Genomic DNA, 14,319 nt, shown 5'->3' on the forward strand with positions numbered 1-14,319 from the left:
CTTGTGCAATCGAGGCGACGATAGGCCATAAGCTATTTGCCGCAAAGATGCGCCGCATGTAATTTGCCCGAGGCGTGGGCCGATGGCGTATCATTATCTCTTGCTTGTTTGCACTGCTCAGGGAGGGGCCGCGCATGGCGCAGGAACACGATTTGTTTGATGACATTATCGAGATCAGCAAGGGTTTCGACTTTCTTAAAAACCCGCTTGGCGGTGTGACCGATGCACTCGATCCGTCGGCGCCGCAGTGGAATCCTGCCGACTACAAGGAGCGTCCGCGCGGCAACACCATTCCGTGCCTGACCTGCAAAAACGAAAAGAGCGGCTGCACCGCGTGCATGGACGTGTGCCCGGTCAACGCTATCGAGGTCGAGGAAGACGCCATCGAGATCCTCGACTCCTGTCGCAAGTGCGGCCTGTGCGCCGCTGCCTGTCCGACCGAGGCAATCATCTCGCCGCGCCTGGCGCCCAAAAACGTCTACGACGACATTGTCTCGGCGGCTACGAGCCACGAGACCGCCTACGTCACCTGCACGCGCGCCCTCAAGCGCATGCCGCGCGAAAACGAGGTCGTCGTTGCCTGCGTGGGCGATATTACGGCCGAGACCTGGTTCTCGGTGCTGGCCGATTATCCCAACGTGAGCGTGTACCTGCCGCTGGGCGTGTGCGATAAGTGCCGTAACACCGGTGGCGAGGACATTCTGGGCGAGGCCATTGCTACTGCCGAGGAGTGGGCGGGCACGGGCATGGGTCTGGAGGTCGATCCCAAGAGCCTCAAGTGCCACAAGCGCCGCGAGTACGAGCGCAAGGAGTACATGGAAAAGATCGCCCGCACCACGGGCCTTACCGTGACAAAGCTCAATCCGGCAACGGCGGCACTGGCCTCGGTGACGCAGAAGCTCAAAGCCCATCGCCATCAGATCACGCAGCTCGAGCGCACGCTCAACACCATGTGCGGCACCACGACGACCAAGCGTCGCCGTTCGCTCACGCACGGGCGGCAGCTGGTGCTCTCGACGCTGCAAAACCACCCCGAGCTTGCCCAGAACATGCAGGTGAGCACGCCTGAGTGTGATTTTGACAAGTGCACGTCGTGTGGCGAGTGTGTCAATGTATGTCCCACGTTCGCCTGCGATTTGGTGGGAAGCGGCCGCTTTGCGTTGGAGTCCACGTATTGTTTGGGCTGCGGTGCCTGCGTCAAGGTGTGCCCCGAGCATGCGCTCAAGTTAGTTGAACATGACGCGTCCAATCTGGTCGTCGTCGATCCCGAAGCCGAGGAAAAGGCTGCCCAGAAGGCTAAGGCCCACGAAGAAGCCCAGAAGGTCAAGGCCGAGGCAAAGGCCAAGCTTGACAAGATGCTCGACCAGGTGGAAAAGCTCGCGGACTAGTCAGCGACCTCTATCTCTGCTTCATTCGTGCCGCCGTGGCGTCCGGGTTCGCCCAGATGCTGCGGCGGCGCTATACTTATGCAGTTTGAAATGCTTGTACCAAAAGGAGCTGTCGTGTCCCTTTCCATCGGTATCGTGGGCCTGCCCAACGTAGGCAAGTCGACGCTGTTCACCGCGCTTACCAAAAAGACCGGCCTTGCCGCCAACTACCCGTTCGCCACGATCGACCCCAACGTGGGTATCGTCGACGTGCCCGATAGCCGTCTGCAAAAGCTCGCCGACATCGTTAACCCGGGTCGCATTGTGCCGGCGACGGTCGAGTTCGTCGACATCGCAGGTCTGGTGAAGGGCGCCAACGAGGGCGAGGGCCTGGGCAACCAGTTCCTGGCCAACATTCGCGAGACCGACGCCATCTGCGAGGTCGTGCGCTACTTTAAGGACCCCAACGTCATGCGTGAGGTAGGTCGCACGGGCGAGTTCGTCGATCCCGCCGGCGATGCCGACACCATCATGACCGAGCTCATCCTGGCCGACATGGGTACGCTCGAGAAGCAGCTGCCCAAGCTCGAAAAGGAGGCCAAGCGCGACAAGGAGCTCATGCCCAAGTTCGAGGTGGCCAAGCGTCTGCTTGCCTGGCTCAACGAGGGCAAGCGCGCCGCATCCATGGAGATGACCGACGAGGAGCGTGCTGCCGCCAAGGGCCTGTTCCTGCTCACCATGAAGCCCATCCTGTACGTGGCAAACGTGGACGAGGATATGCTCAACGACGATCTGGCGCCCATCGATGGTGTTAAGCCGCTGCCCATCTGCGCCAAGATCGAGGCCGAGCTTTCCGAGCTCGATCCCGAGGACGCCGCCGACTACCTGGAGAGCCTGGGCTTGGAGCAGCCCGGCCTGGACGTGCTCGCGCAGGCGGCCTATAAGCTGCTCGGCCTGCAGTCGTTCTTTACGGCCGGCGAGATGGAGGTCAAGGCCTGGACGGTTCGTCAGGGCGCGACCGCCCCGCAGGCCGCCGGCGTTATCCACACCGACTTTGAGCGCGGCTTTATTAAGGCCGAGGTCATTGGCTATGACGACTACATCGAGCTCGGCGGTGAGCAGGGCGCCAAGGCCGCCGGCAAGCTGCGTATTGAGGGCAAGGACTATGTCATGGCCGATGGCGACGTCGTGCACTTCCGCTTTAACGTGTAAGGACGACGCACATGTTTAAATATGGCAAAAAAGCCGGCTACATGGGTATTGCGCTGCTCATACTTGCGGTGATTCCGCTGGTGGTCGCAGCGTGTGTTATCCCCAACATTGGTCCCGAGGTGGCAACAAAGTTTAATGCCGCCGGCGAGGCGACGCGCTGGGGCAAGAGCTACGAGTTGCTGGCGCTGCCGGTGCTCAACCTGCTGCTGAGCGTGGTGACGTACTTTACGGCAGGACGCCAGGCTAAAAACAATGATGACTCCGCCGCCATGGCGCGTATCGTGTGCGAACGCTACCTGCGCAACGGTTGCATCACGGGTGTGTTCCTCAACGTGGTTAACGTTTACTTTATGTACTCGGCGATTACCGGAACGGGCTTTGGCCTTGGTTTCTAGCTTGTCCTTTTAGGCAACGAGTCTGCACATATATTCAATGGCTGCTGCGAGGCCGCCGCTCGATCGTGGTTTAAAGACCATGTCGGCGGCGGTCTCGTTTTCGTATCCGGCGCCACGAAGGGCGAGTGCGATGCCGGCTTCTAGAAGGAGCGGCAGGCCGCGTTGGCTGGTTGCGATTACGGCAGCCTGATTGAGCGGGCAGCTGTGCGTTTGGCATTGGATGGCAAGTTCACCTTGCGCCGGGCAAGGGACCAGAACGGCGGCGACGCGACTTGATAGCAATGCAAATGCTGTGCGCTCATCGGGCGAAAGGCATTCGGCTTCAACGACGACGAGCTTGGGCGGTGCGCTGTTTGTGCGAAGCGTGGCTCGGTACATGCGGACCGAAGAACCCGACATAGAAAACTCCTGTGTATTCGGCAAAACGTAAACTATAGTTTACGTTTTTGTTCAGCTCCATTTCAAACTCGGCTGCATGGACGAACGTGCGAAACAGATTCTTGGCAGGCGGGTCGAAGAGACACGCAGGGACCTTGGTATCTCCAAGGTTGATTTTTGTGTGGCGACAGGAATCAGCCGACCCTACCTCGACCGAATCGAAGATGGGACGGCAAATTTCACGCTCAAGGTTCTATTTAAGATCGCGCCCGCACTCGGCATGACGGTGTCAGAGCTTCTCGAGGGGATCGAATAGGGGAAACCCGTCGATAACTGAATTACGCCATCGGGACGCGGTCGTGGTTGACTTGGCTGTAGAACAGGCGCTGAATCTCGGCCGCATCACGTGACTGGCCGAGTGCCCACATGGTTTTGGCCACGAGCGTCTCGGTGGTCATGTCATCGCCGCGCAGAATGCCCGGATGATCGGCGTAAGCGCGGCCGACCTCATAAACGCCCAGGTCGAGGCCCTCTTCGGGGACCTGCGTGGTCATAACGACGGTGCGACCCGAATCGACCCAGCGGAAAATCGCCTCTTGGAACGACTCGCCCGACTCGCCAAACTCGGGGATACCGCCAATGCCAAAGGTCTCAAGGATTACAGCGTCGTAGCTATCGGCAAGGGCGTCGAGGATGCCCGGGTTTACGCCGGGCGTGAGCTTGAGTACAAATACGCGCGGGTCGATGCTGTCGTAGAAACGCACCGGGTTTTCGCCCTGATGCGTGCCGTGAAGCCCGTTGCGCACGATGCGGTCGTTGCGGATATAGGCGATGGGCGGATAGTTGACGCTAATGAACGCGTTAAAGCTCATGGTGCGCTGTTTGCGGGCGCGCGTACCGGCAATGGCTACGCCGCCAAACACGATTGAGACGTCGTGCGAGTGCTCGTCGAGCGCATAGAGCAGGCTCTGGTACAGGTTGAGCTTGGCATCGGTAAAGGGATTGCCCATGGGCTTTTGCGAGCCGGTGAGTACGATAGGCTTGGGGCTGTCCTGAATCAGATAGGAAAGCGCCGCCGCGGTGTAGCTCATGGTGTCGGTGCCGTGCAGAATCACGAAGCCGTCGTGGTCGGCATAACCCTCGACGATGACGTCGCGGATACGCATCCAGTCACTGGGGCGCATATTGGTGCTGTCGATGTTCATGGGCTGCACGACGTCGAGCTCGCAGAGGCCCGAGATCTCGGGGACGCTCTGGGCGAGCTCCTCACCGGTCAGGGCGGGGGAGAGGCCGTTGCCGTCCTCGGTCGATGCGATGGTGCCGCCCGTGGCGATGAGAAGGATGCGCTTCATGCTGGTATTCCTATCGGTTTTGTCGCCGCAAGGGCGGAGTCGTTCGGCAGTATTGTGGCACAGGGCGTCCAATGTTCAAACGTAATACATCATCTGTAATGTTTAGTAATACTTCAATTGCCGTCAAATAAGGGCCCAGGTCGTGCGTTTGCCGTGCGCTGATGGCCGCGAGGGACGAGAAACCCCATATAACGTGTACACTATGGAAGTTATTTTCGTTCATTCACGCGGGTGGGCACCGGCTCCCCGCCAACAAGAGGGGGAAACCATGGATCAAAAGGCTTCCGCAAAGGTCCTCGTACTCGACTTTGGTGCGCAGTACGGTCAGCTCATTGCCCGTCGCGTCCGCGACCTCAACGTGTATTCCGAGATCGTTCCCTGCGACATCTCGGCCGATGAGATTCGCGAGATGAACGCCTCTGCGCTCATCCTTTCCGGCGGCCCGGCCTCCGTGTACGCCGAGGACGCTCCGTCCATCGATCCCGCCATCTTTGACCTTGGCCTTCCCGTCCTGGGCTTTTGCTACGGCCATCAGATCACGGCCGTGACGCTCGGCGGCAAGGTCGGCCACTCCGAGGTGGGCGAGTACGGCCGCGCCACCATCACGCGCACGGCTGGCGCCAAGCTCTTTAACTCCACGCCCATGGAGCAGACCGTGTGGATGAGCCATCGCGATGCCGTGTCCGAGGTGCCCGAAGGCTTTACCGTTACCGCCAGCACCGACGTGTGCCCGGTTGCCGCCATGGAGTGCGTCGAGCGCAAGATTTTCACCACGCAGTTCCACCCCGAGGTCAAGCACTCCGAGTACGGTCAGCAGCTGCTGAGCAACTTCCTGTTTGAGATTTGCGGCCTGGAGCCCAACTGGAGCATGGACAACCTGGTCGAGACCATGACGGCCGAGTTCCGCGAGAAGGTCGGCGACGACCGCGTGATTCTGGCCCTGTCCGGTGGCGTCGACTCCTCCGTCGTGGCTGCGCTGGGCGCCCGCGCCGTGGGCAAGCAGATGACCTGCGTGTTCATCAACCACGGTCTGCTGCGCAAGGGCGAGCCCGAGCAGGTGGAGGAGGTTTTCACCAAACAGTTTGACGTCGACTTTATCCACGTCCACGCCGAGGACCGTTATGCCGAGCTTCTGGCCGGTGTAACCGAGCCCGAGGAGAAGCGCCGCATCATCGGTACGCAGTTCTGGAAAGAGTTCTTCGCCGTGGCGCAGCAGCTCGAGACCGATGGCAAGCCGGTCAAGTACCTGGCTCAGGGCACCATCTATCCCGACATCATCGAGTCCGGCGCTCGCAAGACGGGCGGCAAGACGGCCACCATCAAGAGTCACCACAACCTGATCCCGTTCCCCGAGGGCGTGCACTTCGACCTCATCGAGCCGCTCGATCACTTCTTTAAGGACGAGGTCCGCGCGCTTGGTCTGGCGCTCGGCCTGCCGGGCCACATCGTGTTTCGTCAGCCCTTCCCGGGCCCGGGCCTGGCCATCCGCATCATCGGTGCAGTCGACAAGGAGAAGCTCGAGATCCTCAAGAACGCCGACGCTATCGTGCGCGAGGAACTCGACGCCTACAACCAGCGTCTGTTTGAGCAGACCGGCGAGCGCAACTCCGAGCACAGCTGCTGGCAGTATTTCGCGGTCCTGCCCGACATTAAGTCCGTCGGCGTCATGGGAGACGAGCGCACCTACCAGCGCCCGATTATCCTTCGCGCTGTCGAGTCCAGCGATGCCATGACCGCCGACTGGGCCAAGCTGCCCTACGACGTGCTGGCCCGCATCTCCGGTCGTATCGTGGCCGAGGTCCCCGGCGCCAACCGCGTGTGCTACGACATCACGTCCAAGCCGCCCGCGACGATTGAGTGGGAGTAGAACAGACGTTCGATAAAATAATATAGTATCAGATAGCGGGCACGGTTTCAATTGAATCCGTGCCCGCTGCTGTATGCGTGTCCTTGCACGCCCAATATGCGCCGTAAAAGCCGTCTTCTTCGACGTCAAAGTGAATGCGCTTCGTTTTTGCCTCTCAAAATCTTATTTTCACGATTTGCATTTTCATCCCGTTGTCACCGACCCTTGCGAGAAACCGGAAAAAGCCGCTGACAGAAGGGTCTCTCAAATCGTTGTAGCCCAGCATATAGCCGCGACTTGTGACCTGCAGACGGCTGTCCCACGTGCCGATTTCCTTGGCGGCATCCGAAACCGCAAAATATGCCCCCACATCTTTGATTTTTGCAGTCTTAAGCCATGTTTTTGCGATCATCTTTACTGCCGTCCGATTGGCAGCATCAAAGACCAGCACACTGCCGGGGAAAGCGTCCGCCATCCCCCGCACCAGTTCCCGGACCTGCTGGGTCAGAAAGTAATAGAACACCCCGGAGGCAAAGAACACCGCCCCGCGGGAGGCATCGATTTTGCTAAACCATGCGGTGTCTTTCAGGTCGCAGGGGATATTTTGTTCTCGATCCCCGGCGGGCAGTAGCTGCTGCCGCAAGGCAATCACATCCGGGAAGTCCAGATTGTAGATCTTGCATCTACCGTTGTCGCAGGTTCTGCCGGTGTTGTCCAGCCCGCAGCCCAGATTGACCACCGCCGCATTGGGGTGGCCTTTCAGGTAATCCCGCACCTCGAAAGCAAGATCACTTTGCCGTGTGGCCACCTCCAGCGCACCAAAGCGCTGCATCAGGCTGCGGGAGTTTTTCTCTGCCTCTGAAAAGTCGTAGTCGATCTGGTCGAGCAGGCGAACCGCTGTTTCATCCCTGTAAAGGTTCGGGTACAGCTCCGTACACAGCTTCCGGGAATACAGCGGGAGGATCAGCGTCTCCTGCACGGTGTTTTTCTCAATTTTATATTTCATAGGTGTCTTCCTCAGTGAATAAAAACTGTCATAATTGCCGCCAGCATAGCCGCTATGACCGTCATGCCTATCGCCATGTGCAGGATGGATGCAAAAACGCCCGTGCTTGATGCCCTTACTTCCGCGCCGTGACGCAGAGCCACTTTTTCTTTTTGCGTATCTGCACCTCGTGAAAACCCGCCTGCTCCAAACACGCCTTTAATTCAATGTCCTTGTAGATGGTCATGCCGCCGATGATCTGCGTCCACCTCTCGTCCCTGTCTGTATCGCCATTGCTCTCGTTGCAGATAAGAATTTTCCCGCCTGGCTTCAGCGTCCGCCAGACCTCACGGAAGCATCGGGGCAAATCAGGCCAAAAATAGACGGTCTCAAAGGCCGTGGCAGCATCGAAGTAGCTATCCTCAAACGCCATATCCGCCACACTGCCTTGCAGAACGGCGCAACGCCCCTCCTGAATTGCAGTTCGGTTGAGCTTTCTGGCCTTCTCCACACTGACGGGCGAATAGTCGATGCCCTTGACGACGCCATGCGGGCATTTTTTCAGCAGCCGTTTTATGTTCGCCCCGCCGCCGCAGCCGCAATCCAGCACCTTGGCGTTTGGCGCAAGTCGTAGAAACTGAAGTCCCCACCGCGCCACAGGGCTGTGGCCCAGATTCATCATGGCAACCATAAGTTTTCCGCCGAGGCCCACGGGCTTGCGGGTGTTTTCAAAGAACGACATCTGGCCCCTCCGATTTCGTGCATTCCGCATAGGTCAACGGGAACGAGGCCTTCAGCACCGAGCTTTTCTGCACCGCCCAGCCGTTTTGACGCAGGAAACGCAGGTATTCCTCGCTTGTCCACCTGCTGTGGAGGGGGAATCCCGCCATACTCATGAAAAAGGCTTTTGCCTTGCCGGAAACCGAGTTCCCCGCGTGGGTGAAGGTTGGAGCGATGAGCACGCCGTCGTCCTTCAGCACCCGCCTGATTTCTTGCAGGGCCTTTTCCGGATGCGGCACTATGTGAAGCGCGTTGGACACAATCACCACTTCGAAGGACTTCTGTGCATAGGGCAGGCGGAACATATCTTGTACGGAAAAGTGCAGCTTTGCGGATTGATTGTCCCGCTTTGCTTCAAGGATCATCTTTGCAGAGGCGTCCGTAGCCTCGATGTGCGCCGCCGCATTTACGATGCTCTTTGCGATAAGCCCCGTGCCGGTGGCAACCTCCAGCACGGTTTTTGCTTTCACTACCGGCCGGATCAGCCCATACATCTTCTCATACGCCGCCCGGTCGTTTCGCATGAAACGGTCGTACCGACTGGCATTCTTGTCCCAGAAACCCTTGCGTTCATGCATGGCTGTCGCCCCCAAACAGTTAGAGCTATCTAACTATAACACACGAATCATGCAGTAAGATGAGGCTAACCTTCTTTTCTTGGCTAAGACGCATCTCTTCGGTTTTCGCTTATAGCGGCGCGAGTCAGATGCTAGGCTGGAGCTGAAGAAGGAGCTTGGCGGACAGGTAGGTCGATACCGGTTCCCGGAACGGTGATCAAGCCAATTACACCAGGGCCCTAGTCATTGAGTGGGAATAGAAAATTCCTTAGTTATGGGGGTATAAATTTGATTTCCTTTAGGATACACCCCCATAACTATATGAATTGACCTGCTGACTCCAATGAAGATTGGAGGGCAACTGCCAGGGGTGACGGCCCAGCGAGTGTTATTTTGCGAGCTATGCGCGTTGAAAGCGACCTTTCGTGGCATAAACTGCTTGCCGGAAGCCGCGGCTTTCAGAGTACGGCTTACGTGTACGTTTAACCTCCGTGGGCGACGGGGTGCCGCAAGGCGTAGAATATCGCCCACCTGTAGGGGCCTGCAGCGATGCGGGCCCCGCTTCGTATGAGGGGGCGCAACCGGTGAAGACCGTATCCATCTCCCAGGACTTCTTCGACCTCGTCGAGGGCGACCGCGAGCTCATGCTTAAGCACAATCTCCCCTGCATCGTGGTGGTGAGGCTGCGTTTCCGCGGGAAGCGCAGGGACTTCGCCGTGCCGCTGCATTCCAACATCGCCCCCAACGTGCCCAAAGACCAGTACTTTGCGTTGCCACCCCGCCCCACGACGAGCCCCGGCTGTCGCCACGGCATCCACTACATCAAGATGTTCCCCATAACCAAGTCCTACCAGCGCCGCTTCAGGACCGAGGGCTCGGCCTACTACGAGACGCTCCAGCGCATCATCGACGGCAACACCAAGCGCATTGTCTCCGAGTGCCAGGCGTACCTCGACCGCTGCGAGCGCGAGGGAAGGCCCCGCTTCGCCGTCGACATCGACCGTATCGTGGGGCTGCTGGAGGGCGAGAAGTAGGGCACCTCGGCTCAGTCTCGAGCCATGTGGAGTCGCTCCGCATTTTTGAACGCCGCGTGTGCGTCCCAAATACTTGAGAAACAAGCTGTGAAGTGCAGTGGCTCGAAGCGCGCCTCCGCCTCATCCGCGCGACGCTGGCTTCTTGCTTGAGCCGACTCCCGCTTCATCGCTTCCCGCTGTGCTGCGAGCGCCTGTTGTGCCTTGGTGCTCACCGCGGGCCGCTTAAGGGCTTTCGCTGCCTCGCGAGCGCGTCGCTTGGGATTCTTCGCGGGCTTGCTTGTTTCCGTGGCCTCGTCACCGAAGAACGAGAGCTTCGCCCATTTGCTTGTAACGAATTGCAGGATTTCCTCATTGGACGGTTCTGCACCGAAGACGATGCGGACGACGCCGTATCTGCCGTCCTCGACATGCTCCGCCAGCCCGACCCAGAATTGGCCGTCATGATATACGGTCAGGGTGGATGACACGCTGATCTGCATGGTTGGTTCCTCCTTTATGTAGATGACCATGCAGAGAAGGGACAACCAAGGAGGCAGGTTACTGATGCGGACTCCCGCACGCCCACGACTACCCGACGGGGACTGTGTTTTCATCTCTGGTGCCCGCATTGTAGCACGCGCGGATTTACGATGTTGATCGCCGGCGCCTAGGCGGAGATGAAGGCGGTTCGATCTAGGTCAAGCCGGTCGCTCGTTCATGAAGCGGCCGATTCCCTGAAAATAAAAGGCGCCCAGGAGGACACCTACAGGCTATCTTCGAACTACTTGGTTTGGGGCAGACGGAGGAAAAAATAGGGCAGAATCGCTCTCACGATCCCGCCCCGCAAACCCGAGGGTTTCTAACTGGCTCCATTATTCCGGGCTTCTCAGTTCTGTCATTGACCCAGGTATCACCCGTCTCCTATAGCGAGTGAATATAAAAATAGGGCAGAGTCGCTTGCGCAAGTCCGCCCCTAAAACCGTGAAGGTTTTGCTATCTGCAGGCTATTCTACCAACCCGAGCGATTCTGTCAACCTGCGAAGGAACTCGAGCGCGGAGCGAGCTGCGGCGTCGGGCCCCTTGTCGGGCAGCGCCTCGGTTTCTCCGTCGGCCCTGGCGAACATCTCGGCGAGCTCGGATGCGGCGCGCGAGCGCGAGGAGCCCTCGGGTACCAAGCCGGAGTGCGCCACGAGCACGGTCGCGACCTCCTGCATGGCCGTATTCCCCATCCACTTCCTCCTGGTCGCCTTGGGGATTCCCACGGCGGCCACCCTTCGGGAGACGCCGCTGGACGCCGAGCCCCGGGCGGCGCCCCTCTCGGCGAAGCAGTTGATCAGGCACGAGCCGTGCGCGGCGCAGTTGCGGACGGACTTCACGCGCTTGAGGTCGTAGTGGGAGGCCTCGAGGCGCCTGTCGCCCCATCGCCTGGCGCAGAAGCGCACGAAGTCGATGAGGGTGCCGAACGAGGTGAGCTCAAGGAAGGCCCAGGCAGGCATGTCGCCGGAGTACTTCGCGTAGAGGCTCGAGCTGTAGGGGCTGCGGCCGCTCATCTTGAGCTCGCGCAGGCGGTACTCCCTGTTTGCAGTGGTAAGCGATGCCATGTAGTCGGCCACGATGGCGTAGCCGTCCTCTCCACGGTCCTCCATCTCGCGAAGCAGTGTCACCTTCTGGAAGTGCTCGATGTCGAGCGTCATGCCGAGCAGGGCGTGGCGCAGCTCCTGGTCGAGCGCCGCGAGCAGGCGCAGCTGGCCGAAGTCGAGGTCTACGTAGCGGCCGTCGCGCGGGCCTCCCTCGTATTTCGAGAAGAGTTTGCGGTAGGATGCGAGCTTGAAGAAGTTGCACTTGTCGCGCAGGTAGTCCGCGGCCTTTTCCTCGGAACACAGCTCGAAGGCTACGCCCTTCTGCTTGAGGTGCTCTATCTGCTGCTCGATCGTGAGGATCGGCTTCCTATCGTGGGGTTCGGCCATGCTCGGTCTCCTGTCATAAAAAGTATTGCCTATTTTACCAGCATGTCCTCGACATTCGGTGGAAGCCTCATCGTCGACTCATGGGCAAGCCGCCCGATACGACTCCCTTTCCCTGTCAGTAGTGCAGTCGCCTGACCTGCGGCTTTGGAATCTCGTTGGAAGCCGCTCGCGACCAATCATTTGCAGTTGTTGCGAGTGGCTTGTGCGTGATGCTGCGGTTGAGTTCCAGAAACGGGCGATTCCGCCCAATCGGGCATCCGAATCACGGCCGGAAGCTCCTTTGGGACAAAAACAAAAACTCAAAGCCCTGAGTTTGAAAAAAGTTTTTGAAGTTGTCCCAGCTTTTGTCCCCGAAGCTGACGAGACGCGACATCGCGTCATTCGGCGGCACGCGTTCCGTGTCGATGCCGAAAACTGGGTGCAACTGGAATGACGGGACGACAGAACCAAAGCCACCAGCGAAATAGTGGGAATAACAGCCCTCGAACCCTTTGGTTCGAGGGCTTTCTTTTTGCATCTTTACCTGGGAAAACGACCCAATTATTCCCGTGTGTCCCTACTGGGCGGTACAACGGAGTACTCGGCGGTACGGGAATAATTAGGCCCTGCGGGAATAATTCACAATTCGGGTCCCCCGAAGGCCGATTTCGAGCGGATGAAACTGACTTGAAACTGCGAGGCGGATTCAAGCCCTCTTCAATTGCATTCGCCCAGGTCAACAAATGGGAATAAAGAAATGCGAAAATCGGTTTCCGCAGTTTCAGTGACCCCGAATGCCGCCGAATAACGCCGTGTATTCTGAGCGTATTGCTTGCATTGTTGCATTATTTTCCACAATGCAAGCATGGAATAAATCGAAGTCATACGAGCCACCAACGACATCGCCTCTTCCCAAAGGGGGCTCTTCACATCTGTGCAGGCGAAGGTGCTCGGCGTCGAGCGGTACGCGCTCTCGAGGCTGGAAGGGCTCGGCAACATAGAGAGGCTCGCGAAGGGCGTCTACCGCATGGGCGGCTCACCGAGCACGCGGGAGGAGGACGTCCTCGCGGCCTGACTGTCGATCGACCCGGGGAGGCGCCCCGTCGCCATGGGGGCGACGGCTGCATGGCTCTACGGCATCGGCGAGGTCAGCCCCTCGCCCTACGAGTTCTGCACGCCCGAGAGAAAGCAGACTAAGCGCCCGAACCTGATTCATCAGGAAGCGCCGCCTCGACCCGAAGGACGTGGCGATCGTCTCGGACATCCCGGCGACGAGGCCCTGGCTCACGGTGGTGGACCTGATAGACTCCGGGGAGGAACTGAGCCTGGTCGCGAACGTGCTCGCGGACGCGCTCGAAAGGGGCCTCGTCGAAGACGAGGGCGCGCTGAGGGAGAAAATCGACGCCGGGGGGCAAAAGCCGGGATGCCGGCGGGGGCCAGCCTGTACGATTCGTTAGCTAGGAGGCGGGAAGAATGACGTACGAGAACGGCGGTCAGCTCGACAGGGCCCTGAAGAGGGCCGTTCGCGACAGGGGCGGTGACCCCGGGGACGGCTGTCGTCGGGCTTTGCGCGACCGGTTCCTGCGCAGGGTGTTCAGCAACCCCGACGGCCGGTTTATCCTCAAGGGCGGAAGCGGGCTGCTCGCGCGCATCCCCGACGGCCGCGTCACGCGCGACATCGACTTCGCGACGGCATCTGTGTTTGATAGCGTTCAATTTACGGGTTGGGGCTGCGGTGGAAATCCTGGACCAAAAGAGGACCAGGATTTCCACCGCAGCCCCAACCCGAGAATCAGGCTTGACTAAACACAGACGGTCTGCTGCGCGAGTACTTCCCGAAGGGGACCGGCTTCTCTGCGGTCTCGGACGAGGAGGTCGAGCGGGTGTACGATGCCATCAACCGCAGGCCCCACAAGCGCCTGGGGTTCAGGACGCCCTACGAGGTCCACTACTCAGGGGTGTTGCAGTTGCTCTGAGAATTCAAGCTCGAAAAGGCGCAAGCAAAGGTATCTTGACTACGCTCTAAAGCGCGGCGTGAAGTCCGGCATCGTTGACGCGCTGAGGCTTCAGGGAATTGCCGCGAGCGAGGTTGATGCAGTTTCTGTTGTGGTTGACGAGCATTCGACTTCGATCGACGGAAAGTACAACCTGGCAGAATCGGTTGATGAGGAGCTGCGCTGCGGCATGTTCAACCCAACGTGGCAGACCTCCTACCCTCCTGTATTTAGCGACTGGCTGCCCAAGATTCCAGTCTCCTATGTCGACTCCTCCAAGGTGGCTATGGTGAGGGCGGCTGACGTGACGGCGAACTGGGCATTTATGGCCGAGCGCGACAAAGAGACATATCCGCGAGCCTACGAGATGCTATCAAAGGCGACGGTCCTCGGGCTTCTGTAGCGTTGGACATGTAACTATCTGTCTTTTCAAAAGCCGTGAAGATCTTGGTGGATGATAAATTGCGATTTGTCGACCTGGGTGACGAAGTCGG

At 59.1% G+C, this 14,319-nt stretch carries 18 protein-coding genes and 1 pseudogene; 12 read left to right on the plus strand and 7 right to left on the minus strand.

Going from position 1 to position 14,319, the window contains the following annotated elements; genetic code table 11:
* Positions 1-134 precede the first annotated feature (134 nt).
* The 3 genes from DWX39_RS07600 to DWX39_RS07610 all read left to right on the plus strand — a co-directional run bounded on the left by DWX39_RS07600 (position 135) and on the right by DWX39_RS07610 (position 2,974).
* A complete protein-coding gene (locus tag DWX39_RS07600) occupies positions 135-1,388 on the plus strand; it encodes a 4Fe-4S binding protein (protein ID WP_117759160.1) in 1,254 nt (417 codons plus the stop codon).
* A 114-nt stretch (positions 1,389-1,502) separates the two neighbouring features.
* Positions 1,503-2,579 carry a redox-regulated ATPase YchF gene (gene ychF, locus DWX39_RS07605; protein ID WP_035136922.1) on the plus strand — a complete coding sequence of 359 codons (1,077 nt, stop codon included), beginning with the start codon at positions 1,503-1,505 and terminating at the stop codon, positions 2,577-2,579.
* A gap of 11 nt (positions 2,580-2,590) precedes the next feature.
* Positions 2,591-2,974 (plus strand): DUF1648 domain-containing protein, encoded by a 384-nt coding sequence (locus DWX39_RS07610; RefSeq protein ID WP_117759162.1) that lies wholly within the window; start codon positions 2,591-2,593, stop codon positions 2,972-2,974.
* A gap of 9 nt (positions 2,975-2,983) precedes the next feature.
* On the opposite strand, the gene DWX39_RS07615 is transcribed toward DWX39_RS07610, so the two are convergent.
* Positions 2,984-3,373 (minus strand): hypothetical protein, encoded by a 390-nt coding sequence (locus tag DWX39_RS07615; protein WP_117640122.1) that lies wholly within the window; start codon positions 3,371-3,373, stop codon positions 2,984-2,986.
* 76 nt (positions 3,374-3,449) lie between these two features.
* Here DWX39_RS07615 and DWX39_RS07620 point away from each other — a divergent pair, with 76 nt between their 5' ends.
* The gene (locus DWX39_RS07620) at positions 3,450-3,668 is read left to right on the plus strand and encodes a helix-turn-helix domain-containing protein (protein ID WP_035136926.1); all 219 of its coding nucleotides are present in this window, start codon (positions 3,450-3,452) and stop codon (positions 3,666-3,668) included.
* A 22-nt stretch (positions 3,669-3,690) separates the two neighbouring features.
* Here the strand turns inward: DWX39_RS07620 and DWX39_RS07625 are convergent, their stop codons facing one another.
* Positions 3,691-4,704, minus strand: coding sequence for an asparaginase (locus DWX39_RS07625; RefSeq protein WP_117759164.1), 1,014 nt, complete (start codon positions 4,702-4,704; stop codon positions 3,691-3,693).
* Between the two features lie 268 nt (positions 4,705-4,972).
* Here DWX39_RS07625 and guaA point away from each other — a divergent pair, with 268 nt between their 5' ends.
* Positions 4,973-6,571 (plus strand): glutamine-hydrolyzing GMP synthase, encoded by a 1,599-nt coding sequence (guaA, locus tag DWX39_RS07630; RefSeq protein ID WP_035136929.1) that lies wholly within the window; start codon positions 4,973-4,975, stop codon positions 6,569-6,571.
* Positions 6,572-6,725: 154 nt separating this feature from the next.
* Here the strand turns inward: guaA and DWX39_RS07635 are convergent, their stop codons facing one another.
* The 3 genes from DWX39_RS07635 to DWX39_RS07645 form a co-directional block, all read right to left on the minus strand.
* Positions 6,726-7,556: a class I SAM-dependent methyltransferase gene (locus DWX39_RS07635; RefSeq protein WP_117759166.1), complete on the minus strand. Its 831-nt coding sequence runs from the start codon at positions 7,554-7,556 to the stop codon at positions 6,726-6,728.
* A 115-nt stretch (positions 7,557-7,671) separates the two neighbouring features.
* Positions 7,672-8,277 carry a class I SAM-dependent methyltransferase gene (locus tag DWX39_RS07640; RefSeq protein ID WP_117628878.1) on the minus strand — a complete coding sequence of 202 codons (606 nt, stop codon included), beginning with the start codon at positions 8,275-8,277 and terminating at the stop codon, positions 7,672-7,674.
* Positions 8,264-8,893: a class I SAM-dependent methyltransferase gene (locus DWX39_RS07645; protein ID WP_117628877.1), complete on the minus strand. Its 630-nt coding sequence runs from the start codon at positions 8,891-8,893 to the stop codon at positions 8,264-8,266. Before DWX39_RS07645 ends, DWX39_RS07640 begins: the two co-directional genes overlap by 14 nt.
* A 563-nt stretch (positions 8,894-9,456) precedes the next feature.
* On the opposite strand from DWX39_RS07645, the gene DWX39_RS07650 reads away from it, so the two are divergent.
* On the plus strand, positions 9,457-9,906 hold the full coding sequence (locus DWX39_RS07650; protein WP_117759168.1) for a hypothetical protein: 450 nt from the start codon (positions 9,457-9,459) through the stop codon (positions 9,904-9,906).
* A gap of 11 nt (positions 9,907-9,917) precedes the next feature.
* On the opposite strand, the gene DWX39_RS07655 is transcribed toward DWX39_RS07650, so the two are convergent.
* Together DWX39_RS07655 and DWX39_RS07660 are read right to left on the minus strand one after the other, a co-directional pair.
* Entirely contained in the window at positions 9,918-10,385 is a 468-nt protein-coding gene (locus tag DWX39_RS07655) for a YjdF family protein (RefSeq protein WP_233508835.1), read from the minus strand.
* 504 nt (positions 10,386-10,889) lie between these two features.
* Entirely contained in the window at positions 10,890-11,852 is a 963-nt protein-coding gene (locus tag DWX39_RS07660; protein WP_117759170.1) for an Abi family protein, read from the minus strand.
* A gap of 202 nt (positions 11,853-12,054) precedes the next feature.
* Between DWX39_RS07660 and DWX39_RS10935 the strand changes: the two genes are divergently transcribed.
* The 6 genes and pseudogenes from DWX39_RS10935 to DWX39_RS07685 all read left to right on the plus strand — a co-directional run bounded on the left by DWX39_RS10935 (position 12,055) and on the right by DWX39_RS07685 (position 14,228).
* Positions 12,055-12,285: a hypothetical protein gene (locus tag DWX39_RS10935; RefSeq protein WP_128619958.1), complete on the plus strand. Its 231-nt coding sequence runs from the start codon at positions 12,055-12,057 to the stop codon at positions 12,283-12,285.
* Positions 12,286-12,732: 447 nt separating this feature from the next.
* Positions 12,733-12,906: a type IV toxin-antitoxin system AbiEi family antitoxin domain-containing protein gene (locus DWX39_RS07670; protein WP_255413178.1), complete on the plus strand. Its 174-nt coding sequence runs from the start codon at positions 12,733-12,735 to the stop codon at positions 12,904-12,906.
* Positions 12,907-13,075: 169 nt separating this feature from the next.
* Positions 13,076-13,288 (plus strand): hypothetical protein, encoded by a 213-nt coding sequence (locus tag DWX39_RS07675; protein WP_117583309.1) that lies wholly within the window; start codon positions 13,076-13,078, stop codon positions 13,286-13,288.
* A gap of 16 nt (positions 13,289-13,304) precedes the next feature.
* Positions 13,305-13,637 (plus strand): nucleotidyl transferase AbiEii/AbiGii toxin family protein, encoded by a 333-nt coding sequence (locus DWX39_RS07680; RefSeq protein WP_117759174.1) that lies wholly within the window; start codon positions 13,305-13,307, stop codon positions 13,635-13,637.
* Positions 13,637-13,807 (plus strand): annotated as a pseudogene (locus tag DWX39_RS11255) (IS30 family transposase); the annotation flags it as partial. The gene DWX39_RS07680 and the pseudogene DWX39_RS11255, both read left to right, overlap by 1 nt.
* Positions 13,808-13,865: 58 nt before the next feature.
* Positions 13,866-14,228 carry a hypothetical protein gene (locus DWX39_RS07685; RefSeq protein ID WP_117583307.1) on the plus strand — a complete coding sequence of 121 codons (363 nt, stop codon included), beginning with the start codon at positions 13,866-13,868 and terminating at the stop codon, positions 14,226-14,228.
* Positions 14,229-14,319: the final 91 nt, after the last annotated feature.

Origin of the sequence: Collinsella sp. AF19-1LB, from assembly GCF_003459655.1 — a bacterium.
Taxonomy (GTDB): domain Bacteria; phylum Actinomycetota; class Coriobacteriia; order Coriobacteriales; family Coriobacteriaceae; genus Collinsella.

Bases quoted from the DNA above. Each gene is read 5' to 3' on its own strand.
- DWX39_RS07600 (WP_117759160.1), top strand. From the start codon at position 135: ATGGCGCAGGAACACGATTTGTTTGATGACATTATCGAGATCAGCAAG.
- DWX39_RS07635 (WP_117759166.1), bottom strand. From the start codon at position 7,556: ATGAAATATAAAATTGAGAAAAACACCGTGCAGGAGACGCTGATCCTC.
- DWX39_RS07610 (WP_117759162.1), top strand. From the start codon at position 2,591: ATGTTTAAATATGGCAAAAAAGCCGGCTACATGGGTATTGCGCTGCTC.
- DWX39_RS07625 (WP_117759164.1), bottom strand. From the start codon at position 4,704: ATGAAGCGCATCCTTCTCATCGCCACGGGCGGCACCATCGCATCGACC.
- DWX39_RS07660 (WP_117759170.1), bottom strand. From the start codon at position 11,852: ATGGCCGAACCCCACGATAGGAAGCCGATCCTCACGATCGAGCAGCAG.
- DWX39_RS07680 (WP_117759174.1), top strand. From the start codon at position 13,305: ATGACGTACGAGAACGGCGGTCAGCTCGACAGGGCCCTGAAGAGGGCC.
- DWX39_RS07640 (WP_117628878.1), bottom strand. From the start codon at position 8,277: ATGTCGTTCTTTGAAAACACCCGCAAGCCCGTGGGCCTCGGCGGAAAA.
- guaA (WP_035136929.1), top strand. From the start codon at position 4,973: ATGGATCAAAAGGCTTCCGCAAAGGTCCTCGTACTCGACTTTGGTGCG.
- DWX39_RS07655 (WP_233508835.1), bottom strand. From the start codon at position 10,385: ATGCAGATCAGCGTGTCATCCACCCTGACCGTATATCATGACGGCCAA.
- DWX39_RS07615 (WP_117640122.1), bottom strand. From the start codon at position 3,373: ATGTCGGGTTCTTCGGTCCGCATGTACCGAGCCACGCTTCGCACAAAC.
- DWX39_RS07645 (WP_117628877.1), bottom strand. From the start codon at position 8,893: ATGCATGAACGCAAGGGTTTCTGGGACAAGAATGCCAGTCGGTACGAC.
- DWX39_RS07620 (WP_035136926.1), top strand. From the start codon at position 3,450: ATGGACGAACGTGCGAAACAGATTCTTGGCAGGCGGGTCGAAGAGACA.